This window comes from Caulobacter sp. P4_E5, from assembly GCF_056401555.1.
Genome location: NZ_JBFUJD010000005.1, coordinates 51,311 through 75,141 on the forward strand (window position 1 = coordinate 51,311; position 23,831 = coordinate 75,141).

Annotated in this window: 27 protein-coding genes; 16 read left to right on the plus strand and 11 right to left on the minus strand. The window is 67.5% G+C overall.

The window, feature by feature from the left end; all coding sequences use genetic code 11:
- Nucleotides 1-207: 207 nt before the first annotated feature.
- The 5 genes from AC1DSO_RS02685 to AC1DSO_RS02705 all read left to right on the plus strand — a co-directional run bounded on the left by AC1DSO_RS02685 (nt 208) and on the right by AC1DSO_RS02705 (nt 5,179).
- Nucleotides 208-1,998 carry a tetratricopeptide repeat protein gene (locus AC1DSO_RS02685; RefSeq protein WP_477067364.1) on the plus strand — a complete coding sequence of 597 codons (1,791 nt, stop codon included), beginning with the start codon at nt 208-210 and terminating at the stop codon, nt 1,996-1,998.
- 2 nt (nt 1,999-2,000) lie between these two features.
- Complete coding sequence (locus tag AC1DSO_RS02690) at nt 2,001-2,720, plus strand: cytidylyltransferase domain-containing protein (protein ID WP_477067365.1); 720 nt, start codon at nt 2,001-2,003, stop codon at nt 2,718-2,720.
- The gene (gene pseH / locus AC1DSO_RS02695; protein WP_477067366.1) at nt 2,717-3,304 is read left to right on the plus strand and encodes a UDP-4-amino-4,6-dideoxy-N-acetyl-beta-L-altrosamine N-acetyltransferase; all 588 of its coding nucleotides are present in this window, start codon (nt 2,717-2,719) and stop codon (nt 3,302-3,304) included. The genes AC1DSO_RS02690 and pseH overlap by 4 nt, the downstream gene beginning before the upstream one ends.
- 96 nt (nt 3,305-3,400) lie before the next feature.
- Nucleotides 3,401-4,270 carry an AAA family ATPase gene (locus tag AC1DSO_RS02700; RefSeq protein ID WP_477067367.1) on the plus strand — a complete coding sequence of 290 codons (870 nt, stop codon included), beginning with the start codon at nt 3,401-3,403 and terminating at the stop codon, nt 4,268-4,270.
- Between the two features lie 96 nt (nt 4,271-4,366).
- Nucleotides 4,367-5,179, plus strand: coding sequence for a hypothetical protein (locus AC1DSO_RS02705; protein WP_477067368.1), 813 nt, complete (start codon nt 4,367-4,369; stop codon nt 5,177-5,179).
- A 115-nt stretch (nt 5,180-5,294) separates the two neighbouring features.
- Here the strand turns inward: AC1DSO_RS02705 and AC1DSO_RS02710 are convergent, their stop codons facing one another.
- Both AC1DSO_RS02710 and AC1DSO_RS02715 read right to left on the minus strand, forming a co-directional pair.
- On the minus strand, nt 5,295-5,669 hold the full coding sequence (locus AC1DSO_RS02710; RefSeq protein WP_477067369.1) for a hypothetical protein: 375 nt from the start codon (nt 5,667-5,669) through the stop codon (nt 5,295-5,297).
- Nucleotides 5,670-5,702: 33 nt separating this feature from the next.
- Nucleotides 5,703-6,515 carry a universal stress protein gene (locus AC1DSO_RS02715; protein WP_477067370.1) on the minus strand — a complete coding sequence of 271 codons (813 nt, stop codon included), beginning with the start codon at nt 6,513-6,515 and terminating at the stop codon, nt 5,703-5,705.
- 106 nt (nt 6,516-6,621) lie between these two features.
- Between AC1DSO_RS02715 and AC1DSO_RS02720 the strand changes: the two genes are divergently transcribed.
- The 3 genes from AC1DSO_RS02720 to AC1DSO_RS02730 are packed head-to-tail and all read left to right on the plus strand — an operon-like array spanning nt 6,622 to nt 8,572.
- A complete protein-coding gene (locus AC1DSO_RS02720; protein WP_477067371.1) occupies nt 6,622-7,266 on the plus strand; it encodes a YfbR-like 5'-deoxynucleotidase in 645 nt (214 codons plus the stop codon).
- On the plus strand, nt 7,190-8,257 hold the full coding sequence (locus AC1DSO_RS02725; protein ID WP_477067372.1) for an NUDIX hydrolase: 1,068 nt from the start codon (nt 7,190-7,192) through the stop codon (nt 8,255-8,257). Before AC1DSO_RS02720 ends, AC1DSO_RS02725 begins: the two co-directional genes overlap by 77 nt.
- A 54-nt stretch (nt 8,258-8,311) precedes the next feature.
- Complete coding sequence (locus AC1DSO_RS02730) at nt 8,312-8,572, plus strand: hypothetical protein (protein ID WP_477067373.1); 261 nt, start codon at nt 8,312-8,314, stop codon at nt 8,570-8,572.
- A gap of 6 nt (nt 8,573-8,578) precedes the next feature.
- Here the strand turns inward: AC1DSO_RS02730 and AC1DSO_RS02735 are convergent, their stop codons facing one another.
- Nucleotides 8,579-9,493 (minus strand): sterol desaturase family protein, encoded by a 915-nt coding sequence (locus tag AC1DSO_RS02735; protein ID WP_477067374.1) that lies wholly within the window; start codon nt 9,491-9,493, stop codon nt 8,579-8,581.
- A complete protein-coding gene (locus tag AC1DSO_RS02740; protein ID WP_477067375.1) occupies nt 9,493-9,876 on the minus strand; it encodes a hypothetical protein in 384 nt (127 codons plus the stop codon). Before AC1DSO_RS02740 ends, AC1DSO_RS02735 begins: the two co-directional genes overlap by 1 nt.
- Before the next feature lie 147 nt (nt 9,877-10,023).
- Between AC1DSO_RS02740 and AC1DSO_RS02745 the strand changes: the two genes are divergently transcribed.
- Complete coding sequence (locus AC1DSO_RS02745; protein WP_477067376.1) at nt 10,024-10,518, plus strand: DUF805 domain-containing protein; 495 nt, start codon at nt 10,024-10,026, stop codon at nt 10,516-10,518.
- A 70-nt stretch (nt 10,519-10,588) separates the two neighbouring features.
- Here AC1DSO_RS02745 and AC1DSO_RS02750 read toward each other — a convergent pair whose 3' ends face one another.
- A complete protein-coding gene (locus tag AC1DSO_RS02750) occupies nt 10,589-11,122 on the minus strand; it encodes a porin family protein (RefSeq protein WP_477067377.1) in 534 nt (177 codons plus the stop codon).
- A gap of 227 nt (nt 11,123-11,349) precedes the next feature.
- Between AC1DSO_RS02750 and AC1DSO_RS02755 the strand changes: the two genes are divergently transcribed.
- The gene (locus tag AC1DSO_RS02755; RefSeq protein ID WP_477067378.1) at nt 11,350-12,465 is read left to right on the plus strand and encodes a beta-ketoacyl-ACP synthase III; all 1,116 of its coding nucleotides are present in this window, start codon (nt 11,350-11,352) and stop codon (nt 12,463-12,465) included.
- Here the strand turns inward: AC1DSO_RS02755 and AC1DSO_RS02760 are convergent.
- The 3 genes from AC1DSO_RS02760 to AC1DSO_RS02770 form a co-directional block, all read right to left on the minus strand.
- Entirely contained in the window at nt 12,462-12,926 is a 465-nt protein-coding gene (locus AC1DSO_RS02760; RefSeq protein WP_477067379.1) for an SRPBCC domain-containing protein, read from the minus strand. The genes AC1DSO_RS02755 and AC1DSO_RS02760 overlap by 4 nt on opposite strands.
- Before the next feature lie 45 nt (nt 12,927-12,971).
- Nucleotides 12,972-14,153 carry a M48 family metallopeptidase gene (locus tag AC1DSO_RS02765; protein ID WP_477067380.1) on the minus strand — a complete coding sequence of 394 codons (1,182 nt, stop codon included), beginning with the start codon at nt 14,151-14,153 and terminating at the stop codon, nt 12,972-12,974.
- A gap of 120 nt (nt 14,154-14,273) precedes the next feature.
- Complete coding sequence (locus AC1DSO_RS02770; RefSeq protein WP_477067381.1) at nt 14,274-14,738, minus strand: nuclear transport factor 2 family protein; 465 nt, start codon at nt 14,736-14,738, stop codon at nt 14,274-14,276.
- A gap of 196 nt (nt 14,739-14,934) precedes the next feature.
- Between AC1DSO_RS02770 and tcyJ the strand changes: the two genes are divergently transcribed.
- From tcyJ to AC1DSO_RS02800, 6 genes are all read left to right on the plus strand, one after another.
- On the plus strand, nt 14,935-15,723 hold the full coding sequence (gene tcyJ / locus AC1DSO_RS02775) for a cystine ABC transporter substrate-binding protein (RefSeq protein WP_477067382.1): 789 nt from the start codon (nt 14,935-14,937) through the stop codon (nt 15,721-15,723).
- A gap of 4 nt (nt 15,724-15,727) precedes the next feature.
- A complete protein-coding gene (tcyL, locus tag AC1DSO_RS02780) occupies nt 15,728-16,387 on the plus strand; it encodes a cystine ABC transporter permease (protein WP_477067383.1) in 660 nt (219 codons plus the stop codon).
- The gene (locus AC1DSO_RS02785; RefSeq protein WP_477067384.1) at nt 16,384-17,124 is read left to right on the plus strand and encodes an amino acid ABC transporter ATP-binding protein; all 741 of its coding nucleotides are present in this window, start codon (nt 16,384-16,386) and stop codon (nt 17,122-17,124) included. The genes tcyL and AC1DSO_RS02785 overlap by 4 nt, the downstream gene beginning before the upstream one ends.
- Before the next feature lie 147 nt (nt 17,125-17,271).
- Entirely contained in the window at nt 17,272-17,574 is a 303-nt protein-coding gene (locus AC1DSO_RS02790) for a hypothetical protein (protein WP_047405307.1), read from the plus strand.
- A 40-nt stretch (nt 17,575-17,614) separates the two neighbouring features.
- The gene (gene recG / locus AC1DSO_RS02795; protein ID WP_477067385.1) at nt 17,615-19,714 is read left to right on the plus strand and encodes an ATP-dependent DNA helicase RecG; all 2,100 of its coding nucleotides are present in this window, start codon (nt 17,615-17,617) and stop codon (nt 19,712-19,714) included.
- Nucleotides 19,715-19,728: 14 nt separating this feature from the next.
- Complete coding sequence (locus AC1DSO_RS02800; protein WP_477067386.1) at nt 19,729-20,448, plus strand: class I SAM-dependent methyltransferase; 720 nt, start codon at nt 19,729-19,731, stop codon at nt 20,446-20,448.
- Here AC1DSO_RS02800 and AC1DSO_RS02805 read toward each other — a convergent pair.
- From AC1DSO_RS02805 to AC1DSO_RS02815, 3 genes are read right to left on the minus strand one after another with little or no spacing between them, the layout of a single operon-like run.
- Entirely contained in the window at nt 20,445-21,389 is a 945-nt protein-coding gene (locus tag AC1DSO_RS02805; protein WP_477067387.1) for a DUF808 domain-containing protein, read from the minus strand. The two genes, AC1DSO_RS02800 and AC1DSO_RS02805, sit on opposite strands and share 4 nt — an antisense overlap.
- Nucleotides 21,390-21,421: 32 nt before the next feature.
- Nucleotides 21,422-22,576 (minus strand): DUF3089 domain-containing protein, encoded by a 1,155-nt coding sequence (locus AC1DSO_RS02810; protein WP_477067430.1) that lies wholly within the window; start codon nt 22,574-22,576, stop codon nt 21,422-21,424.
- Between the two features lie 44 nt (nt 22,577-22,620).
- Entirely contained in the window at nt 22,621-23,823 is a 1,203-nt protein-coding gene (locus AC1DSO_RS02815) for an acetyl-CoA acetyltransferase (RefSeq protein ID WP_477067388.1), read from the minus strand.
- Between the last annotated feature and the right edge of the window lie 8 nt (nt 23,824-23,831).

A 23,831-nucleotide genomic window follows, 5' to 3' on the forward strand; every position in this document is an offset into this window, starting at 1 on the left:
GGCCGCTCCTTGGTTGACGCCGCTTAGCCCGATCCCGTCGATGACGACGGCTTGAGCGGCACGCTAGGCGAGACGTATTAACGCTGTCTTGCCGCATCCAGCCGACCGCCCGATGCGACCGTCCTTGCGACCCTGAGCCGCAGCTTAGGACTCAATTAAGCATAGCGCCTCAAAACATGGTTAACAGCAGAGTCTAAGGCCCGCCCCATGTCCCGTAAGAACGCCCTGGAAAGCTCCGCGAGCACCCTCGCCCAGGCCGATATCGGGGCCGCGCCTGTGCATAGTGGCGTCATCGCCAGCGCCGTCGGCGACTCGGCCTCGGCCGAGGCCCTGGACCGCCTGAACCGCGCCGCCCAGGAGAGCAAGAACGCCGAGAACGGTAAGGCCCTGGCCCGCGCCATCCAGGCCGTGCGTCTGCRAGATTACGCCAAGGCCGACAAGCTGGCCATGAAGCTGCTGGAGAAGGACGAGCGCCTGGGCGTGGCCTGGCACGTCCTGGCCATCGCCCGCGAGAAGACTGGCGACTTCGCGTCGTCGCTACGCGCCTACGAGGCCGCACTGCAGTTGCTGGCCGATCACGGGCCGGTGGCGGGCGACCTGGGCCGGCTGGCCTTCCGCATGAACATGCCGGAGATCGCCGCCAAGTTTTTCGCCCACTTTTGTCTGGCCCGTCCCGGCGATGTCGAAGGCGCCAACAACCTGGCCTGCGCCCTGCGCGATCTGAACCGCGAAGACGACGCGATCGAGGTCCTGAAGACCGCGCTCGCCGCCCATCCCGAGACCGCCCTGCTCTGGAACACTCTGGGCACGGTGCTCTGCAATCTCGGCGACGCCGGCGGCTCGATCGTGTTCTTCGACGAGGCTCTGCGACTGCAACCGGAATTCGGCAAGGCTTACCACAACCGCGCTTTCGCCAAGCTGGACTTGGGCGAGATCGAAGCGTCCCTGGCCGACTGCGACGAAGCGATCAAGCGCCCCGAATCCACCGAGGATCTGGCGATGATGCAATTCGCCCGCGCCTCCATTCTGTTAGGGCTGGGCCGCGTTTCCGAGGGCTGGGAGGCCTACGAGGCGCGCTTCTCGCCGTCCATAAGCGACGCCCCGCGCTTCCGGATCCCCGGGACCCGCTGGTCGGGCCAGGATCTGAAGGGCAAGTCGCTGATGATCAGCACGGAACAGGGCCTGGGCGACGAGGTCATGTTCGCGAACATGATCCCCGACATCCTCGAGGCCCTGGGACCCGACGGTTCGCTGGCTATTGCGGTGGAGCGGCGTCTCATCCCGCTTTTCCAGCGCTCGTTTCCGACGGTCGAGGTCACCCTCCACCGCACGGTGGCGCTGGAGGGGCGCGTCTATCGCTCTGCGCCCGAACTCGAGAACTGGGACCGTTTCGACTATTGGGCCGCCATCGGCGACTTCCTGCTCAGCCTGCGACCTTCCGTCGCGGCCTTCCCCCAGCGCGACCGCTACCTCGTCGCCGACCCCGAACGGGTGGCTTACTGGAAAGGTGAGCTGGACAAGCTGGGGTCCACGCCCAAGGTCGGTCTGCTGTGGAAGAGCCTGAAGCTGAACGCCGAGCGCGCGCGCCAGTTCTCGCCGTTCGAAGCCTGGCGTCCCGTGCTGGAGACCCCCGGGGTCACCTTCGTCAACTTGCAGTACGGCGATTGCGAGGACGAGATCGCCTTCGCCAAGGCGGAGTTCGGCGTCGACATCTGGCAGCCGCCGGGCCTTGACCTGAAGCAGGACCTCGACGACGTCGCGGCCCTGTGTTGCGCCGTCGATCTGACGATTGGCTTCTCGAACGCCACCATCAACCTGGCCGGCGCCTGCGGCGCGCCGATCTGGATGATCACCTCCCCCGTCGTCTGGACCCGCCTGGGCACCGATCACTACCCCTGGTATCCGCAAGCCCGCGTCTTCTCGCCGCCGAACTTCAGCGAATGGGAGCCGGCCATGCGCGCGATCGCCGACGCGCTGGCGGAAAAGGTCGCCGGCTGAACATGGCCCTGGCGGTTCTGCAGGCCCGGATGTCGTCCAGCCGGCTTCCCGGCAAGGTGCTGGCGCCCTTGGCCGGCGCGCCGATGATCCTGCGTCAGATCGAGCGCCTGCGTCGCGCGCAACGGCTGCAGCGGATCGTGGTCGCGACCTCGGTCCGGACCGACGACGATCCGCTGGCGCAAGCGGTGAYGGCGGCCGGTGTCCCCGTTCATCGGGGCGACCTCGACGACGTACTAGGCCGCTTCATCGGCGCGCTGGACGCGTTCGGGCCGGTCGAGACCGTGGTGCGCCTGACCGCCGACTGTCCGCTGGCCGATCCTGAAGTGATCGACGCCACCATCGACCGCTTCCACGAGACCGGCGCGGACTACGCCTCCAACGTGGCCGAGCCGCGCACTTTTCCCAAGGGCCTTGACGTTGAGGTCATGAAGGCGAGCGCCCTGCGTCGCGCCGCGTCCGAGACGGCCGATCCCTACGACCGCGAACATGTGACCCCCTATCTCTACCGCCATCCAGAGCGCTTTCGGCTGACGGCCAACGCCCAGGCGGTCGACGAGGGCGAGGTGCGCTGGACCGTCGACCGACCCGACGACCTGGTTTTCGTCCGCGCCGTCTACGACGCCCTCCATGCCGCCAATCCCGCGTTCAGCTCGGCCGACGTCCGCGCTTTCGTGCGCGGCCGGCCAGATCTAGCGACGCTGGGCGGCGACCGGCGGGTATGATGATGATCCAAGCGGCCCTGCGCCCTGTCGACGAGACCGACCGCGAGCGCCTGCTGGCCTGGCGCAACGACCCGACCGTCGCCGCCTTCATGTATTCCGACCATCTGATCGGTCGCGCCGAGCACGATCGCTGGTTCGACGCCCTGCCCGCCAATACTCGCCGCCGCGACTGGATCGTCGAGGCCGATGGCCGGCCGGCCGGCCTCAACAGCCTGGTCGACATCGATCGCGAGCAAGGCCGCGCGACCGTCGCGCGGTATCTGGCCCCCAACGCGCCGCGCGGGGCCGGCCTGGGCGGCTTCGCCGAATTCAAGATGATCGACTATGCCTTCGGCCCCATGGGCCTGCGCAAGCTGTGGTCCGAAGTCCTGGCCTCCAACGAGGTCGCCTGGACGCTGCACATGACCCACGGCTTCCAGCGCGAGGCGCTCCTTCGCGCCCATGTCGTCAAGGACGGCGCGCCCCGCGACGTGATCGGCCTGGGCCTGCTGGTCGAGGAATGGGCTGACCGCCGGACAGCGGCGCGGACACGGCTCCTCGACAAGGGCTTCTCCGCCGAGGCCCTAGACGCGCCCCTAGTCTGAGGCGATGCGCTCTTGCCAACCGCGTTCGCGCCGGTAGTTTGATCAGCTTGTTTTGAACAACTGTTCGAACCGGACCTGATTCCGGCGGAGATGGGCATGAGCCAGCGCTTCGAAGGCACTTCCGACTATGTGGCGACCGACGACCTGAAGGTCGCGGTCAACGCCGCCGTGGCCCTGGAACGCCCCCTGCTGATCAAGGGCGAGCCTGGCACCGGCAAGACGGTTCTGGCCTACGAAGTGGCCAAGGCCCTGAACGCGCCACTGATCACCTGGCACATCAAGTCGACCACCAAGGCCCAGCAGGGGCTCTACGAGTACGATGCCGTCACCCGCCTGCGCGACAGCCAGTTGGGCGACGAGCGGGTCAAGGACGTCAAGAACTACATCAAACGCGGCAAGCTCTGGGAGGCGTTCGAGAGCGAGCAGCGCCCGGTGCTGCTGATCGACGAGATCGACAAGGCCGACATCGAGTTCCCGAACGACCTCCTGCAGGAGCTCGATCGGATGGAATTCTTCGTCTACGAGACCGGTGAGACCATCAAGGCCAAGGTTCGGCCGGTGATGATCATCACCTCGAACAACGAAAAGGAGCTGYCGGACGCCTTCCTGCGCCGCTGCTTCTTCCACTACATCCGCTTCCCCGAGGAGGCGACGATGCAGGCCATCGTCGACGTCCACTTCCCCGGCATCAAGCAGAAGCTGGTCGCCGAGGCGCTGCGCATCTTCTACGACATGCGCAAGGTGCCGGGCCTGAAGAAGAAGCCCTCGACGTCCGAACTGCTGGACTGGCTGAAGCTGCTGCTGGTCGAGGATATCGACGATCAGGTCCTGCGCGAGAAGGATCCGACCAAGCTGATCCCGCCCCTGCACGGCGCGCTGCTGAAGAACGAACAGGACGTCCACCTGTTCGAGCGCCTGGCCTTCCTGGCCCGGCGCGAGGGTTCGGGCGCGCGGCCGGGCCAGTAAGCCGCGGCGAAAGCGCCGTTACTTGGATTTCACTGGACGCGCCTGGGGCGTGCGCCCACTTTCCCGCGCAAATACGGGGAGGTCCCGGGGGAATCCATGCGTCATTCGAAATGGCTGGCCGCGGCGCTGACGATCGGGGTCGGCGCGACGGCCCTGACCGCCTGCCATCGCGTTGAACCGGAAAAGCACGACCGCGCCGAGCGCCGAATGGGCCGTCGCGAGCCCCTTCGTGTCATCGACCGCCTCGATTGCCCGGAGCGCCAAGGCGAGCTGAAGCGGGTCAGCGTCGCCGCCGACGGCCAGTCCTGCGCCTATGCGTCCGACGAGGCCACGGTCGACCTGCGGCTGGTCAAGCTGAACAGCGGCGACGCCGAGGCCGCGCTGGCGCCGATCGAGACCGAGCTGAAGACAATCATGCCCTTGCCGCCGTCCGAGCCGAAGCGCCACGACGGCAAGGCGGCCAAGAACCGCACCAGCATCCACCTGCCCGGCGTCAATATCGACGCCAGCGACGACGGCGCCGACATCCGCATCGGCCATCTGACCATCAACAGCGACGGCGGGGCCGCCGAGGTGAAGGTCAACAAGAACGTCAACTTCAAGAGCGACGACACCCACGGCGCGGTGAATGTCCACACGAACGACGAGCACGAGGGCGACGTGACGATCAAGGCCAGCGACCACGCCGCCGAGATCCGCGCCAAGAAGGGCGGCGACTCCGTCCGCTCCACCCTGATCCTGGCCAACGACAAGGCCCCCAAGGGCTATCGTCTGGCCGGCTACGAGGCGCGCGGCCCCAAGGGCGGTCCGCTGGCCGTCGCCGTCGTCAAGGCCAAGACTCGCGACACCGACGACCACGACCTGTTCAAGGACATGAAGGCCCTGGTCCGCCACAACGTGGGCGGCTGACTGTAAAAACTGTCATCCCGGGCGAAGCGCAGCGAAGACCCGGGACCGCTATAGGCTCGGCGCTTCCGGCGGTCCCGGCTCTGCGCGCTTCGCGCTTGGCCGGGATGACAGGTCTTTACTGTACCGGCGTGACTTCCATCACCTTGTAGGTCAGCGGCCGGCCGTCCTCGTCGGTGACCGTGACGTATTCGCCCAGCGCGAACCGATGCTCGCCCAAGCGATGCAGCGGCTCGTCGTCGGCGACGTCCTCGTCGTCGTAGTCGAAGAACCAGCGCGCACCGCGCTTGTTCAGCCGACCGTCCACCGCATCCTCGTCGGGCGCGAAGCGGCGCACGCTGCACTCGCCCTTCACCTTGGCGTAGGCCCCCTCGTCGATGTGGCCGTCCTCGGTCAGGGGCGCGGTCAGARCGTAGCCACGATGGTCGTCGCCGCCGGCGAACTCGGTGCCGGGATTGCGCGCCAGGCGCATGACGATGCGGGACAGAGACATTCAGGGTCTCCTTTCTTGCAGAGTTTCAGTGCCTTAGTGCGACAGGAACAGGGAAGGCCCGTCGCTGTTCAGCAGCGTGCGGGTGGTGCCCCCGAAGATGAATTCCTGAAGCCTGGGATGACCGAACGCGCCGGCGACCAGGAGGTTCGCGTTGGTGTCGCGGGCCGCGCCCAGCAGCAGGCCGGCGGCGTCGCCATTGCCGTCCAGGACCTTCACGGTCGCCTGGACGCCGCGCGCGGCCAGGAATTCCACGAGACGCTCCAGCTCGAACGCTCGCGACGAGGCGCCGGGGGCGCCGGCCACGATCACCGAGCCGGCCTTCTGCAGCAGTGGCAGGGCCGTGCGCATGGCGCGGCTGGCCTCCTTGCCACCGTCCCAGGCCACCAGGGCCACGCCGTCGACCTTGAAGCCGGCGCGCGCCACCAGGGTCGGGCGCTGCTCGTCGGCGACCAGTTGCTGGAACGACTCCGCCAGGGGCCCCTTGCCGCGCGCCGAGGCGTCGTCGAACACGATGACGTCCGAAAGCCGCCCTTCCATGGCCAGGCCCGCCCAGACGGGCGAGTCCAGGGTCACCACACGGGTGCGGGGATAGCCGGTCTCGGCCGCCAGCTTGCCGACGGCGCGGGCGCCTTCCAGGGCGGCTTCCTTCAGGCTTTCGAGCGCGGTGACCTGCACCCCGCCCATGAAGCCCTCGCCCATCCAGGGCATCAAATCGGCCATGTCGGCCGGCGCGTGCACGCAGGCCAGCTCGGCCTGGAACGCGCCCGCCAAGGTCGCCGCGGAGGTCAGGACGCCCTGGTCGTTCGGGATTCCGGCCAGCGGAACCATGATTCTCGCCCAACTCATGATCGAACTCCCTCTAAGGGCATTTCCACAGATGACGGCGACGGGCACATTGATCTTTCTCAACCGATGCGCCAGTCAAACCACCTTCACCGTAAGGAACGATCTCGTGGCCAAAGGGCTGCATAGGGGCGGACCGCCCCGTGCCTGGCAAAGAATGCTCTCCGGCCGGCGGCTCGACTTGCTCGATCCGTCGCCGATGGACATCGAGATCGAGGACATCGCCCATGGCCTTGCCCGCGTGGCGCGATGGAATGGGCAGACAATCGGCGACCATGGCTTCTCGGTGGCGCAGCACAGCCTGGTGGTCGAGGAGATCGCCACGCACATCAAGCCCGACCTGGAGCCGCGCTGGCGCCTGGCCGCCCTACTGCACGACGCCAGCGAATATGTGATCGGCGACATGATCAGCCCGTTCAAAGCGGCGCTGGGGGTGAGCTACAAGGATTTCGAAGCCCGGCTGGAGGATGCGATCCACATCCGCTTCGGCCTGCCGGTGAAGACTCCCGCCCCGATCAAGAAGCTGATCAAGCAGGCCGACCGCGCCTGCGCCTTCTTTGAAGCCACCCAGCTGGCGGGCTTCGAGCACGCGGAGTCGCTGGCGATCTTCGGCGCCCCGCCGGCGGGCTACGATCTGCACATCACGCCCCTGCCCCCGTTCGAAGCCCAGGCCCGCTATGTGCAGCGCTTCCACGTGCTCTCGCGAGCGGCCGGCTACGAGTCCGCCCCCGGCGCGGCGTTCGAGACCGAATGAGCGCCCCAGCATGAGTATTTCGGTCGTCATCGGCCTTTCGGCGGTGGTCGTCGCGATCCGCGACGGCGAGGCCGTGGTCCTGACCGTGCGGCCGCACGACGCCGTCACCGACATCGCCTCCCCGCTCTCAGGCCTGCCGTTCGGCCCGTTCGATCCCGAGGCGCACCGCACCTTCGAGCTGGGCCTGCGGGCCTTCGTGACGGCGCAGACCCGGTTCCAGCTGGGCTATGTCGAGCAGCTCTACACCTTCGGCGACAAGGGCCGGGACGCCCCACGCGCTGAGGTCGGGGCCGGCGCGGCGCGCGTGGTCTCGGTCGGCTATCTGGGCCTGACGCCCAAGGCCGTCGACACCGACGCTCCCGACACCGCCTGGGCCCCGTGGACCCGCTTCTTCCCCTGGGAAGATTGGCGCGTCGGCCGCCCCGCCCTGCTGGACGAGGCCATCGCCCCGGCCCTTCGCCGCTGGGCCGCCGACGACGCGGCCAAGTGGTCGCGCGCCCGCCTAGCCTTCGCCCTGGATGGCGCGCCCTGGAACGAGGAGCGCGTGCTGGAGCGCTACGAACTGCTGTACGAGGCCGGCCTGGCGCCCGAGGCCGCCCGCGACCGAGCCCGCGCCGACGGCCACGATCCGGCCGAACCCGCCGCCCTGTCGGCAGCCCTAGGCGAGCCGATGATCTCCGACCACCGGCGGATCCTGGCCACCGGCCTCTCGCGCTTGCGCGGCAAGATCAAGTATCGCCCCGTGGTGTTCGAACTGACTCCCGAGGAGTTCACCCTCTCGACCCTGCAGCGCACGGTCGAAGCCATCGCCGGGGTGCCGCTGCACAAGCAGAACTTCCGCCGGGTGGTCGAGCGCGAGGAACTGGTCGAAGGCCTGGGCCGTCTCGACGCCGAAACCGGCGGACGGCCGGCCGAGCTGTTCCGCTTCCGCCGCGAGATGCTGGCCACACGGCAGGCGACGGGCCTGTCCCTGCCGCTGCTGCGGGACTAAGGCCAGCCTTAACCCTTGGCCGTGTAGACCTGCGGCTGAACCGGGAGCGGGCTGTTGGACAACGTCCTGATCTATTGCGGCTACATGGCGATGGCCGTGCTCATCGCCTGGACCCTGTTTCGCGGCGTGAAGACCGGCGTCCTGGCTGGCGAGACCTATCGCTACGACCGCGACGCCCAGCCCATGGCCTTCGCGCTCAGCTTCGCCCTGCGCATCGCCGTGATCGGCTTCTGCCTGGTTGGCATGGGCCACGCCCTGGGTTTGAACGGTGATCCGATGGCGGCGCTGAGAAAGGTCCTCGGCCCGTTCGCCTGAGGCCTGTCAGACGCCGCCCTTTTCCGCCTCGAGCCGCGCCCGCCACTTGGCCTTCAGCGTGTGGGACGTGTCGCGTGAGCCGTCCGGACTCCAGCCTGGCGGGCCGAAGACATAGCCTAGCGCCTCACGCGGCGACTTCGCGCCGGCCACGTCCTTGGCGATGCCGATCCACTCGTGAAAGACGTTGTGCAACAGGTTGAAGTTGCCGAGGTTCTTCACCGTGCCGTAGCGGCAGGGTTCCTCGTCGAGCTCGGGGATGAAGGTGCCGAACATCCTGTCCCAGATGATCAGGATGCCGGCGTAGTTGGYGTCCAGATAGCGGGCGTTGCGGGCGTGGTGCACGCGGTGGTGCGAGGGCGTGTTGAACACCGCCTCGAACCAGCGGGGCATGCGCTTGATGGCCTCGGTATGGATCCAGAACTGGTAGACGAGACTGATCCCCTTCTGGATGGCCACCATGGCCGGCGGGAAGCCTAGGAAAGACAGCGGCAGCCACAGCAGCCAGGTGCCCGCGACGCCGCCGGTCCAGGTCTGCCGCAGGGCGGTCGACAAGTTGTAGTGGGTCGAGGTGTGGTGATTGACGTGGCTGGCCCACCAGAAGCGCCGCTCGTGGGCGATGCGATGGAACCAGTAGTAGGTCAGGTCCTCCAGCAGGAAGACGACGATCCAGGCCCAGATCGCCGTCATCGGGATCGTGAAGATCCGATGGCTCCAGACCCAGACGGTCGTGGCGAAGATCACCCCGCCGAACAGCAGGCCGGCCACGGTGCTGCCGAGGCCCATGGACAGCGACATGGCCGTGTCACGCGTCTCGTAATTGGCCTTGGCCTTGCCGAGCCGGCCCAGCAGGATTTCCAGGATGACGGCCAGCACGAAGAATGGGATGGCCAACTGGACGGGATCGAACGAGGCTTTCAGCATCAGGCGAGCTCTTTCGGCGGCCAGACGTCGTCACTGACGGCGAATATGGGACGGGCGTCGGCCAAGCGGATGACGAGCCGGCCGTTGATCGGTTTCAGAGCGGCGACGGCGGACCAGGGCGCGTCGCGAGCGACATAGCCGTCGCCGCGCCGCCACAACACCAAGGCCAGATCGGCCGCGCGGGCGATGATCCCCGCCCCGTCGGCGGCGATCCAGACCGCGTCCGGCTGGCAGTCGGGGAATTCCTGGGCCAGTAGCGCCCGGGCCGATTCCGCATCCAGCGGCGGGGTGGCGCGCGCCACACCCAWCCAGGCCGCGAACGCCACGAGCAGGATAACGGCGACGACCGAACCGCCCAGCTGAATCAACAGCGCCTTGTCCAAGACCGACGCATCCCCCCTTAACTTATTGCCGTTCAGATTGACGGCTGCGCGCGGGYCGTCAAGCCGCCGCGCTTTACGAGGTGTCCGGCCGCCGCTTAAAGTCCCCCAGGTTGAGGCCGCGCCGTCGCGCCGCCGGAGGGGAAATGCATGTCCTTGATGTTTGAACCGCTGCGCAAGTACGCGACTTTCGAGGGGCGCGCGCGCCGCTCGGAGTACTGGCTGTTCTCGCTGTTTCTGTTTCTAAGCGGCATTCCGGCAGGCATCCTGCTGATGATCGCCGGCGTCGGCGCGGCGGGCGTGTCGAACGCGGATTCGGCCGCGGGGGCCGGCGCCGCGAGCCTCGTCGTGATCGTCCTGCTGCTGATCGGAGCCTTCTGCCTGGCGATGTTCATCCCCAGCCTGGCGGTTTCGGTCCGCCGCCTTCACGACAGCGACAAATCCGGCTGGTTGCTGCTTCTGTCGCTGATTCCGTTCGGCAGCTTCGTCATCCTGATCTTCACCCTGATCGACGGCACGCCCGGCCCCAATCGTTATGGCGAGGATCCCAAGGGTCGCGCCGGCCCGTCGGGCGGCGGCCCCGTGGTGCACAATCACTACTACGGCGCGGAGCCGCCCAAGCCCGCCGCCAGCATCGTCGAATAGGCGTCACCGCCCAAACGACCACGGCGCGCCCCGCGAGAGGCGCGCCGTTTTTCATGTCTGAAAGCTGTCGTTAGAAGCGGCGAACGTAGCCCACGGCCACCGTGTTCGAGCTCAGATCGCTCTTGGTGTATTCCGACTTCGTCCAGTCCGCGCGGAGGCCATTCTTGTCGTCGAACTTGTACTCGGCGCCGACGCCGTAGTTCCAGCTGTCGCGGCTGCCGTCGAACTCCGTCGCGGCCGGATTGTTGGTCTTGAACTTGGTCGTGCCATAGCCGGCGCGGGCCAGGAGATCGAGGTTCGGGGTCACCGGCAGGTAGCCGACGGCGTAGCCCGCGACCTGGTGTTCCATCTTCACATTGGCCGGACCGGTGGGCGTATAGACCGTGTCGCTATCGACGCCGCCGGCCGCCTCGGCCTCGACGCCGAAATGCGGCGTAAGCTTGGCGCCGACGCGCCCTTGAATAGCGCCGGTGTCAGCGCCTCGGGTCCGAGTTTGGCCGTAGTTCAGAGAGCCGTACACTTCGGTCGAATTCTTAGCCTGAGCATAAAGCGGGGCCGCGAGAACCGAGCCGGCGACCAGGGTGGTGGCGATGAGAGTCTTCATTGTTGTACTCCAATTCTACTCGTAGTCTTCAGCTCCCTCAGCCAGCCTAGGGCTAGGCCGATAACGCGGCGGGCATGGGGCGGTTCACGGCCGCGTTTAAGGTCATTGGGTGTCGTGACCGAAATGCCGCAGGGATGACGGGCGCGTCTTCCATGCTATCTACGGGTTCAAACAAGCGTCAGAACGCGGGCTCCAAGCCGTCCGCGCGCATCATCGGGACCGCCGTCTTGCCGCAAGCCGTCATCGCCGCCACGGGGCTTTTCACCCCGCCCCACAGCATTTCGAACACCGAGCTGGTCGAGGCCTTCAACACCTTCGTCGAGCGCTTCAACGCCGCCAACGCCGAGGCCATCACGGCCGGTGACGTCGTCGCCCTGGCCCCGTCCTCGCCCGAATTCATCGAGAAGGCGTCGGGCATCAAGTCGCGCTTCGTGATGAACAAGGACGGAATCCTCGATCCGGACCTGATGCGGCCGGTGATCCCCGAGCGCTCGAACGACGAATTGTCGATCCTGGCCGAGATGGCGGTCGAGGCGGCCAGGCAGGCGATCGCCCGCTGGGGCAAGCCGGTGTCCGAGATCGGCGCGGTGATCTGCGCGGCCTCGAACATGCAGCGCCCCTACCCGGCCATGGCCATCGAGGTGCAGCAGGCCCTGGGCATCGACGGCTTCGCGTTCGACATGAACGTCGCCTGCTCGTCGGCGACCTTCGGCATCAAGACCGCCGCCGATTTCGTAACGACCGGCAGCGCCAAGGCCGTACTGATGGTCAATCCCGAGATCTGCTCGGGCCACCTGAACTTCAAGGATCGCGACAGCCACTTCATCTTCGGCGACGTCGCGACCGCGGTCATCGTCGAGGACGCCGACCAGGCCAAGGACGGCTGGGACATCCTGGGCACGCGCCTGAAGACCCAGTTCTCCAACAACATCCGCAACAACTTCGGCTTCCTGAACCGCGCCGCGCCAGAAGGCGAAGGGGCGCGCGACAAGCTGTTTGTCCAGGAAGGCCGCAAGGTGTTCCGCGAAGTGGTGCCGATGGTCAGCGAGATGATCATCGAGCACGCCGGCGACCTGGGCATCGACCCGCACGCCCTCAAGCGCCTCTGGCTGCACCAGGCCAACATCAACATGAACGAGATGATCGGCCGCAAGGTGTTGGGCCGCGACCCGACGCCGGAAGAGAACGTCATCATCCTGGACGAATACGCCAACACCAGCTCGGCAGGCTCGATCATCGCCTTCCACACCGCCAACGACGACTTCGCGGCGGGCGAGACGGGGCTGATCTGCAGCTTCGGCGCGGGCTATTCGGCGGGTACGGTGTTCGTGCGCAAGCGCTAGGCGGTAAACTTAAATTCCCGCTCGAAACTGGCCAGGATCAGCGGCCAGCCGTGCATGGAAGCCATCCCCTTGGCCACGGAGGCCGCGCCTTCGGCATGCTTGTCGAGATCGCGGTGCTCCAGGGTGATGACCGTGTCGTCGCCATCGGCCTCGAACGCTACCTCGATTTCGCTCTGCCGTTCGGGCGGCTCCATGCCCTGGTCGGGGCGGATGTTGAAACCGAGCACGAGGCGATGTCCGGGGTCGTAAGCCCGCACATCGCCCCACGAACTCTCGTTTCCGTCTTGGTCCTTTTCGTACCACCGTCCGCCGACCTTCGGCTCGACATAGGCCCCGGAAAAGCGCGCGCCCGCGCGGCTGTAGCCCATGGGCCACCAGCGGCTGAGCTCGACGAAGCGCGCAAAGACCTGGGCCGGCGCCCCGTGGACGCGGATCTGATGGCGGATCGGATCGATGGTCATGCGCGGCTCCTCATCGCGGAAGAAACGCGCACGCCGCTCGACGGATCACGACTTCGGGTGCGTCGCCTTCCAATCCATCGCCCGCCGCACCCGCACACCCACGGCCGGATGGTCGTAGAACAGCACCTCCTCCAGCTTTGAAGGCGTCGCGGCGCGGTACTCGATGGTCTTGACCAGCGCCTTGGACAGCCCGTCCGGCTCGTTGAAGTTCACCAAGCTGTAGCGGTCGGCGTCGCTCTCGACCTCCCGGATCAGCGTGTTGGTGATCGGCCCGCCGATCAGGCCCAGCACGGTCATGATGACCGCTAGCACCGGCAGGCCGGCCGGCTCGGCGATCCCCGTCACGCCCTTGGCGTTCAGCGCCGAGGCGAACCACGGGAACGTCTTGTCGACGATGAAGAAGGCCACGACGGCCAGGACGGCGAAGATGCCGGTGATCCACAGCGAATGCTGATGAGCATAGTGGCCCATCTCATGGCCGACCACGCCGCGCACCTCGGCGATGTCCGCGCCCTTCTTGAACATGGTGTCGCTCATCGCCACCCGGGCCGAGCCGCCCAGGCCCGAGACGTTGGCGGTGTAGGCGTTGGACTGCTTGGAGCCGTCATAGACGAAGATCTTGTCGCTCGGGATGCCGACCGACTTGGCCATGGCCACGACCTCGTCGCGGACCGGACCGGCCGGCGCGGGCGTGTACTTGTTGAACAGCGGCTCGATATAGATCGGCGCGATCAGCATGCTCAGCACGATGAAGGCCGCCGTCAGCCCGCCCGCCCACAGCCACCACAGGCGGCGCGCGCGGCGGATCAGCAGGTACAGCAGCGCCAGGAACAGCGCCGTGAACACCACCGAGATCGCCGTCGACATCAGGTTCTCGCCCAGCCAGCCGCCAAAGGCCTGGCTGGTCAGGCCGTACTGCTTTTCGCGCCACCAGTTCGAGTAAACGGACCAGGGCAACTCCAGCAGCCAGCTGAAGGCGATGAAGACGGCCGCGACGGCCAGGCTGGCCAGGAACGGCCGCCCCTTCTTGCGCTCGACGCCCTGCTCGACCTTGGTCAGCACGCCGGTGCGGATGATGATCCAGGCGGCCACGATCGAGACGACAGCGCCCCACAGCAGCAGCCAGTGGCCGCCCTGAGTGTAGTGCTGCGCCTTGATGTGCGCTTCGGGCGGCAGCTGCGCCAGATAGGCGGCCGTGGCGGCCGCGGGATCGAACGATTGAGCCATGTCCCCTCTCCCCAGAGATGAATCGAGGGAGCAGGACGCGAGTCCGTCACGGCGTCAGCTTAAATCGAGGTCATGATCCGCATGGCCCAGGCCAGAATGCGTCCCTGAGCTTCTGACGGCTCACTCGGCGACGCGCACGACGTGCGCCGACACGGCCCGCCAGGCCCCGGCGCGCCGCACATAGACGTCGGCATAGTCGTTCACGCTCGAAAACGGGGCCTCTGCGGTTTTACCGCTAAGCCGGCTGCGCGCCCGCACCACGGCGACATCGCCAAACACCAGGATCTTGAGATCTTCCCAGGTGACGGCGTCGACCGTGCGCGCGGGATTGGTGGCGGCCTTGATCAGATCGGCCTTCTTCATGATCCGCCCGCCCGGATAGATCGCCTCGAAGTCGTCGGCCAGGACGCGGTCCAGCACCGCGCCGTCACGGGTCTTGTAGGCGGTCATCCATTCGCCGTTCAATTTTTCCAGAACGGCCGCGTCGGGCGACGACGCCTGAACGGGCGCGGTCTGCGCCAGGACGACGGAGGGCGCGGCGCCTGCGGACGCCAGCAGGACCAGCGACAGAAGTAGGGCCTTCATGAGGTCGATCTCCAGTTTCCCTGGCGGCGCTCGAACGGCGGCGCGCCGTGGAGGAGGCCCGACCGGGAGGCCGGCGTCAGCTTAAATCGAGGTCATGATCCGCGTGCGGCGGAAGTCCGGGGGTCATGTTGAGGCTGGCGAACGACGCGGTCCCGTATAGAACTGCGCGGTATTGTTTCGTCCAAGGGTCTATCCGATGCGATTCCCCGCCCGCCGCGCCGTGCTTTCCGGTCTTGGTGTTTCGTTGCTGGCCGCCGCCTGCGCCAAGAAGCCCGAAGCGGGCGCCAGCGGCTGGGACCGGATCAAGGCGTCCGGAACCTTGCGGATCGGCCTGGAGGGCACCTATCCGCCCTTCAACTTTCAGGACAAGAGCGGCGAACTGGCCGGCTTTGAGGTCGACTTCGCCAAGGCCTTGGCCGCCCAACTGGGTCTACGCCCTGAGTTCCACCCCGCCCCGTTCGCCGGCCTGCTGGGCTCGCTGGAATCGGGCCGTGTCGACGTCGTGATCAACCAGATCACCATCACCCCCGACCGCCAGGCCAAGTACGACTTCTCCGAGCCTTATACGGTCTCCGGCATCCAGATCATCACCCTGAAGGGCAAGACCGGCCTGACCAAGCCCGAGCACCTGGCCGGCAAGAAGGTCGGTGTGGGCCTGGGCACCAACTACGAGCAATGGATCCGCGCCAACGTGCCGACCGCCGACGTCCGCACCTATGACGACGACCCGACCAAGTACCAGGACCTCAAGGCCGGCCGCACCGACGCGGTGCTGAACGACCGCCTGGTCGCCGCCGACTTCGTCAAGACCTCGCCCGACTTCGTGGCCTCGGGCCCGCCGTTCGCGGCCCAGGGCGCGGGCGTGGCGATGAAGAAGGACCCGGGCCTGAAGATCGTCATCGACCAAGCCATCGACGCCCTTCGCAAGAGCGGCCGTCTGACCGCGATTTCGCAGCAGTGGTTCGGCATGGACGTGACCCGCTAGGCCCATGGAGACCGGTTTCGCCCTGCTCGCCCAGTCCGCGCCCCTGCTGCTGAAGGGCGCTGGCTACACCGTTCTGCTCAGCATCATCGGCATGAGCATCGGCGTCGTGCTGGGCTTCGCCCTGGCCCTGATGCGCCTGTCGCGCGCGCCGCTGCTGCGCTGGCCCGCGGCCGTCTACGTCTCGGCCTTCCGAGGCACGCCGCTGCTGGTCCAGCTGTTCCTGATCTATTACGGCCTGCCGCAGTTCGGGATCGAGATGCCGGCCCTGCTGGCCGCCGGCATCGGTTTTTCGCTGAACGTCGCCGCCTATGCCTGCGAGATCCTGCGCAGCGCCATCGCCGCCGTCGACAAGGGCCAGTGGGAGGCCGCCAGCGTGCTGGGCATGAGCCGGAGCCAGGCCCTGCGCCGGGTGATCCTGCCGCAGGCCGCCCGCACCGCCGTGGCTCCGCTGTCGAACAGCTTCATCAGCCTGGTCAAGGACACCTCACTGGCCGCGACCATCCAGGTGCCCGAACTGTTCCGCCAGGCCCAGCTGATCACTGCCCGCACCTACGAGATCTTCACCATGTACCTGGCCGCGGCGGCCATCTACTGGATCGTCTCCAGCGCACTCGCCGCCGTGCAGAACCGGCTGGAGCGCCGCGCCACGGAGGGCCGCCGATGAGCGCGATCGACGCCAAGGGCCTGTTCAAGAGCTTCGGCGATACCCCCGTCCTTGCGGGCGTCGACCTGACCGTCGTCCCCGGCGAGGTGGTGGCCATCATCGGCCCCAGCGGCTCGGGCAAGAGCACCCTGCTGCGCTGCCTGGCCGGCCTCGAGCCCCTGAACGGCGGCGACCTGACCATCGCGGGCGTCACGGTGGGCGGCAAGACGCCCCTGGCCAGACAGCTGAATGGCCGGGTCGGCTTCGTCTTCCAGAGCTTCAACCTGTTCCCGCACCGCACCGCGCTGCAGAATGTGGCCGAGGGTCCGATCGTGGTTCGCAAGGCCGAGCCCGCCCTGGCCCACGCCAAGGCCCGCGCCTTGCTGGAAAAGGTCGGGCTGGGTGGCCGCGCCGACGCCTATCCGGCGGCCCTGTCGGGCGGCCAGCAGCAGCGCTGCGCCATCGCCCGGGCCCTAGCCATGGATCCCGAAGTCATCCTGTTCGACGAGCCGACCTCGGCCCTCGATCCCGAACTGGTGGGCGAGGTTCTGGCCGTGATCCGCGACCTGGCCATCGAAAGACGAACCATGGTCATCGTCACCCACCAGATGGATTTCGCGCGAGATGTGGCCGATCGCACGATTTTCATGGACGGCGGCGTCATCGTGGAGCAAGGACCGTCCCGTCAACTTCTCGCCTCGCCGCGCGAGGAGCGGACTCGTCGGTTTCTGGCCAGGTCAGGCGTCCTCCAACCTTAGTCTGGGGTAGCCATAATTTGGCCCACGGGACGCTTCACGTCCTGGTAGCGCGTTAGGCGAAAGCGTAGGCGGCTTCGCTGCTGAGGCGCGTTCTAAACATTTGAATCCAAAGCCCTACGCCGGGTGGCTTTTTTTGGCGAGGACAGCGTGAAGCCTTACATCGAACTCAAGGGCGCCTCGGGCGCCGTCTATCGCTACAAGCTGGCCGAGAACGGTGACCCCAACACCACGATCGCCGGCAACTATGTCTATGTCGACAACAAGGGGACCGTCGTCTACGCGGGCGAGGCCAACAACCTTGTCGACTCCAAGACCCGTTGGTCGGAAGCCTATGCGCGCTATGGCGCGACCTGGCTCTATACCCGTCTGAACGTTTCAGGCGCCTCGCGCGCCGACGAATATTCCGACATCGTCATCGCCCTCACGCCTGTGATGAATCAGGCCGACTAGGGCCTGTTTCGGGGCGCGGACGCGGCTAAGGTCGCGACGGATGCGCCCTGAGATTCTCTTCCCCCTGTTTACCTCGGTGTCCACGCTGAAAGGCGTGGGCCCCCGCGTCGCGCCTCTGGTCGAGAAGCTGGCCGGGCCGATCGTGCGCGACGTGCTGTTCACCACACCGGTGGGCCTGATCCGTCGCTCGGTGACCACGGTCGATCGGGCGGTCGAGGGGCAGGTCCAGACCTTCGTCGTCACCATCGACGCTCATCAGCCCCCACACCGCCTGGGCCAGCCGTGGAAGATCCGCGCCTGGGACGGCAGCGGGTTCCTGACCCTGATCTGGTTCAAGGGCCACGGACCGCACCTGGAGCGCCAGCATCCCAAGGGCGCGCGCCGGGTGGTCAGCGGCAAGGTCGAGCGCCCCGACGGCTTCGCCTCGGAACTGCAGATCGCCCATCCCGACTACATTGTCGCCGAGGAACGGGCTGGCGACATCCCCGACGTCGAGACGGTCTATCCCGCGACGGCGGGCCTGCCCTCGCGCACCTTCCGCAAGTTCGCGCTCGAGGCCCTGGAACGTACGCCCGAGCTTCCCGAATGGCAGGACGCCGCCTGGCGCGAGCGAGAAAAGCTGCCCGGCTGGCGCGAGGCCCTGGCCGTCGTCCACGCGCCGACCAGCGAGGCCGATCTTTCGCCCCTGGCCCGGCCGCGCCGGCGCCTGGCCTATGACGAGCTGCTGGCCCACCAGTTGGCTCTGGCCCAGCGCAAGGCCTCGCGCCGGGCCCACCCTGGTCCGCGCATCGCGGCGGGGCCGCTGTCCGACGCCGCCGAGCAGGCCCTGCCGTTCAAACTGACCGGGGCCCAGATCCGGTCCCTTTCGGAGATTCGCGGCGACCTGGCCTCCGGCGAGCGGATGAGCCGCCTGCTACAAGGCGACGTTGGCTCGGGCAAGACGGTGGTGGCCCTGCTGGCCATGGCCGATGTGGCCAACGCCGGCCTGCAATCGGCCCTGATGGCGCCGACCGAGATCCTGGCGCGCCAGCACTTCGAGACCATCGCCCCGCCGCTTCAGGCCCTGGGCCTGTCAGTGATTCTGCTGACCGGCCGCGACAGGGGTCCGGGCCGCGCGGCAAAGCTGGCTGGCCTGGCCGACGGGACACATCAGGTCGCCGTCGGCACCCACGCCCTGTTCCAGGACGACGTCGCCTTCAAGGCCTTGGCCTTCACGGTCATCGATGAGCAGCACCGCTTCGGCGTCAACGAGCGCCGCCGCCTGCAGGACAAGGGTCCTCCTGACGTAGATTGGGGTGTCCACCTGCTGGCCATGTCGGCGACGCCGATCCCGCGCACCCTGGAGCTGACCGTGTTCGGCGACCTGGACGTCTCGCGCATCGACGAAAAGCCGCCGGGCCGCACGCCCGTCGCCACGCGCGCCGCGCCGATCCCCCGCGTGCCGGAGATCGTCGATCGCCTGCGCGTCGCGATCGCCGGGGGAGCCCAGGCCTTCTGGATCTGCCCGCTGGTGTCGGAGTCCGACAAGGTCGACCTGCGGGCCGCCGAGGACCGCGCCGCCGATCTGCGCCAGCAGCTGGGCCCCAGCGTCGGCCTGGTTCACGGCCAGATGCCGGCCGCTGAGAAGGATGCGGTCATGCAGCGCTTCGTCGACGGCGAGGTCAGCGTCCTGGTCGCCACCACGGTCGTCGAGGTCGGGGTCAACGTGCCCAACGCTAGCATCATGGTCATCGAGCACGCCGACCGCTTCGGCCTGGCTCAACTGCACCAGCTGCGCGGCCGCGTGGGCCGAGGCACGCGCGAGAGCTCCTGCGTCCTGCTCTACGATCCCCCGCTGTCGGAAGTGGCCCAGCAGCGCCTCGACATCCTGCGCCGCAGCGACGACGGCTTCGAGATCGCCGAGAGAGACCTGGAACTGCGTGGCGGCGGCGACCCGCTGGGCCTCAAGCAGAGCGGTTTCCCGGCCTACCGCCTGGCCGACCCCGTGGCCCACCGGGACCTGATCGCCGTGGCGGCGGATGACGCGAGGCTGATCCTGGCCCGCGATCCCAACCTGACCTCCCCGCGCGGCCAGGCCCTAAGGATGCTGCAGGAACTGTTCGACTGGAAGCCCGCCTCGCCACTGCACGACGCGGGCTGAGAGAGGGCGAAGCGATGCAGGATATCTACGACCCGACGTTCGTGAAGGCCGTCTTCGATCGCTGTTCCGGAAAATACATCGCCTTTAGCTGGATCTGCTCATTCGGCTTCACCGAGCGATGGCGCAAACAGTGCGTCTCCGCTCTGCCCGAACTATCGACCTCGACCCCGGCCGGCTACGATTTGATGGCCGGCACCGGCGAGGTCTGGCCCCATCTGCTGCGGCGCTTTCCGGATTTGAAGTCGATCACCGCGGTCGACATCTCGTCGGGTATGCACCAGCGCGCCCTGGAGCGCCTGCACCGCCATCGCGCGCACCGGATCACCTTCGTCGAGGATGACGTTCTGGCGAGCGCCCTGCCGGACGCCAGCGCCGATTTCGTGATCTCGACCTTCGGCTTGAAGACGTTCGCGCCGGAGCAGCGCCGGCGGCTGGCCGGCCTGATCGCCCGTTGCTTGCGCCCCGGCGGCGTCTTCTCTCTGATCGAGGCGTCGGATCCCAAAGGCTGGATCCTGCGACCGCTTTACCTGTTCCACCTCAAGGCGGTGCTGCCGCTGATCGAGCGCGTGTTCCTGGCCGGGGCCCAGGATTTCACGATGATTGGGACCTACAGCACCAATTTCGGCGACGCCGCCGGATTCGGCGACATGCTTCGCGCCGAAGGACTGGAAGTCGAGTTCCGGCGCTGCTTCTTCGGCTGCGCGACTCTGGTGGCGGGCCGCAAGCCAGCCTAATGGGCCGCAGCGCCCTTGCGGTGATGCCAGAGGTGCATGACTCCGGCCAGGACTCCGCCGATCGCCAGTCCAACGACAGCCGAGCCGAGGGCGAAGGCCAGCCAGCCGGTCAGGGCGCCGATCCCCGGAACCTGCCCCGCCCAATGCGAAAAGCCCTCGACCCAGTGCGGCGCCGGCGTCAGGTGGAACTTCTCCAGGCCGTGGACGATGATGCCGCCGCCGACCCACAGCATGGCCGCCGTGCCGATCACGGTCAGCCCCTCCATGGTCCAGGGCATGGCCTTGACCAGGCCCCGGCCGAACCCCCGCAGCCCGGGCGACCGGCCGCGCGACAGGTGCAAACCGATGTCGTCCATCTTCACGATCAGAGCGACGACGCCATAGACGCCGATGGTCAGCAGCACGCCGACCAGGGCCAGGGCGCCGGCCTGGATCGCCAGGGGTTTGTCCGAAACATCGGCCAGGGCGATCGCCATGATCTCGGCCGACAGAATGAAGTCGGTGCGGATCGCGCCGCCCACCTTCTGCTTCTCCAGCTCGGGGCCGCTCAGCGCCAGCTCCTCGATCGCCTCGCCCTCGCTTTGCGGCGTGAAGGCTTCCAGCACCTTCTCGGTCGCCTCGAAAGTCAGATAGGCCCCGCCGCACATCAGCAGCGGCGTCACCGCCCACGGGGCGAAGGCGCTCAGCACCATGGCCCCGGGCAACAGGAACAGCAGCTTGTTGCGTAGCGACCCCAGCGCGATTTTCCAGACGATCGGCAGCTCGCGGTCGGGCGTGAAGCCCAGGGCGTAGCCCGGCGTCACCGCCGTGTCGTCGACCACCACGCCCACGGCCTTGGTGCCCGCCTTGCCGGCGGCGGCGCTGACGTCGTCCAACGAGGCGGCGGCGAGCTTGGTGATGCCGGCGACGTCATCGAGCAGGGCGGCGAGACCGGAGGGCATGAGCGATCCTGGGCAGAGTTGAGCGCCCACGCCTAAGGCGCGCCGGCCTCGCCGTAAAGGCGCGACGGGCTTCCTGGATGCCCCGTCATCGCCGCCGCCCTGGCCTGAGCGTCGGCCTCCAGGTCGGCGTAGAACAGGTTATAGGCGTCGACCTTGCGGCGGTCGGCCCATGAGCCGCTGTCGCGCAGGGAGTTGGACTTGGGCTTGCTGGTGCGCAGCAATCCGTTCTCGCACCGGGCCGACACCTGCCGCTGCAGGAAGGCTGGACGCGCGCCCCAGTCCAGGCCCGTGGCGTTGGTCGCGCCCAGGTTCAGCCGGGCCGGCGCCCGCTCCAAGGTGACCCCGCCCAGCAGCGGGTTGAAGCACAGGGGCTCGCGATGCTCGAGATTGACCAGCTGATCGGCCCCGTCCCAGACCAGCGAGCGGCCCATCAGTTCCTGGACGCTGTGGAAGTCGCCTTCCTGGGCCGACGCCCAGGCGGCGACACATTGGGTCTCGCCCCGCCGCTCGCAGGCCGGCAACGGCGAGTCCGGCGCGTATTCGTCGGCGGGGACCACGGTCTCGATCAGATAGGCGGCGACCAGGCGACGCTTCAGATCCGGCTTGGTGGCGACCTCCTCGCGCAGCAGGCGCGCGGCCAGGGAGCCGCCCTGCTCCACCCCGACCACGATGAACGGCCGGTCGTGACCATAGCGCGACAGATAGGTCCGGAAGGCCTGCAGAACGTCACCATAGGCGAAGCGCCGGGCGTCGCGCGCGTCGTCGCGCAGGGTCAGATAGGTGTAGAGGCTGGCCTGCCGGTAGCGCGGCGCGAACACCCGGCCCACACGGTCGAACGGTCCGGCGTAGTTGGGCAGCACCACCCGTGACAGAAAGCGGGTCGCCTTCGGCTGGTCGATCCCGCCGTTCCAGTCACGACCGCCGTCGAAGGTGGTCGGATGGACGAAGAACACGTCGACCGGTTGGCCCGTCGGCGCCACGCCGTCGGCGTCGCGGGGCAGCAGCGCCCAGGAGGCGCGCTTGCCGTAGTCCGGGGCCGGCGGCGGGCGATAGGTCAGAAACGGGACCTTGGGGTCCAGGGCGTTGCTGAGGATGTCGTAGCGCCAGATGAACGCCGCCGCGATGACCAGCGCCAGGAATAGCGCCACGCCCGCGAAGATCCAGCGTCTCAAGCCAATGACACCCATGGACCGTGGGTACACCAAGCCCCGCCTGGGATTAAGCCCCTTTCCTACGCGCCCTCTTGGCCGATGATCGCCACCGAACAGACATTGCTGGCCGGCGCGCCGCCCAGGTTGTGGGTCATGCCGAAAACCGGGTCGGCCAGCTGCCGCTCGCCCGCGCGGCTCTGCAATTGCAGATACATCTCGTAGAGCATGCGCAGGCCCGAGGCGCCGATCGGATGGCCAAAGCACTTGAGGCCGCCGTCGATCTGGCACGGCACGCCGCCATCGGCGTCGTAGAAGCCGTCCAGAACGTCGCGCCAGCCCTGTCCCTCCGGCGAGATGAACAGGTCCTCCATGGTCACCAGCTCGGTGATCGAAAAGCAGTCGTGCACCTCCATCATCGAGATCTGCTCGCGCGGCCGCTCGATGCCGGCCTCTTTGTAGGCCTTGCCGGCGGCGATGCGGGCGGTGTGGAAGTGACTGCCGTCCCAGCCGTTGTATTGGCTCTCGTAGCCGTTGGAGACCGACAGCTGCAGGGCCTTGACCGTGGTCAGGTTGCGCTTGCCCAGGCTTCGGGCGATCTCGGGCGTGGTGACGATGGCCGCCGCCGCGCCGTCCGAGACGCCGCAGCAGTCGAACAGGCCCAGCGGCTCGGCGATCATCGGGGCATTCAGCGCCTGGTCGATGGTGATCGGCTTGCGCAGATGGGCCTTGGGGTTCTTGGCCCCGTTGGCGTGGCTCTTGACCGAGACATGGGCGATGGCGCGCTTCAGGTCGTCCTTCGAGACGCCGTGCTTGGCGCGATAGGCGCTGGCCAGCTGGGCGAAATTTCCGGGAGCCGAACCGTTCGGCATGACCTGCGGATTTAGCGTGCCGGGATTGCCGATCGGCAAGCCGCCATAGCCCGTGTCCTTCAGCTTTTCGACGCCGACGGCCAGGGCGATGTCGGCCGCCCCCGCCGCCACCGCGTAGACCGCGCCCCGGAAGGCTTCCGAGCCGGAGGCGCAGAAGTTCTCGACCCGGGTGACGGCGATATTGGGCAGGCGCAGGGCGATCGACAGCGGCGTGCCGCCCTTGCCCGAGCCGATTTCGTCGATGTGGGTCGAGAACCAGGCCGCATCCAGCTGAGTCGGCTCGACGCCCGCATCCTGCATCGCCTCCAGATAGGCTTCGACCATCAGGTCGTCGGGCCCGGCGTCCCAGCGCTCGCCGAACTTCGAACAACCCATCCCGAGGATGGCGACCTTGTCGCGGATACCCTGTGGCATGGTCGCCT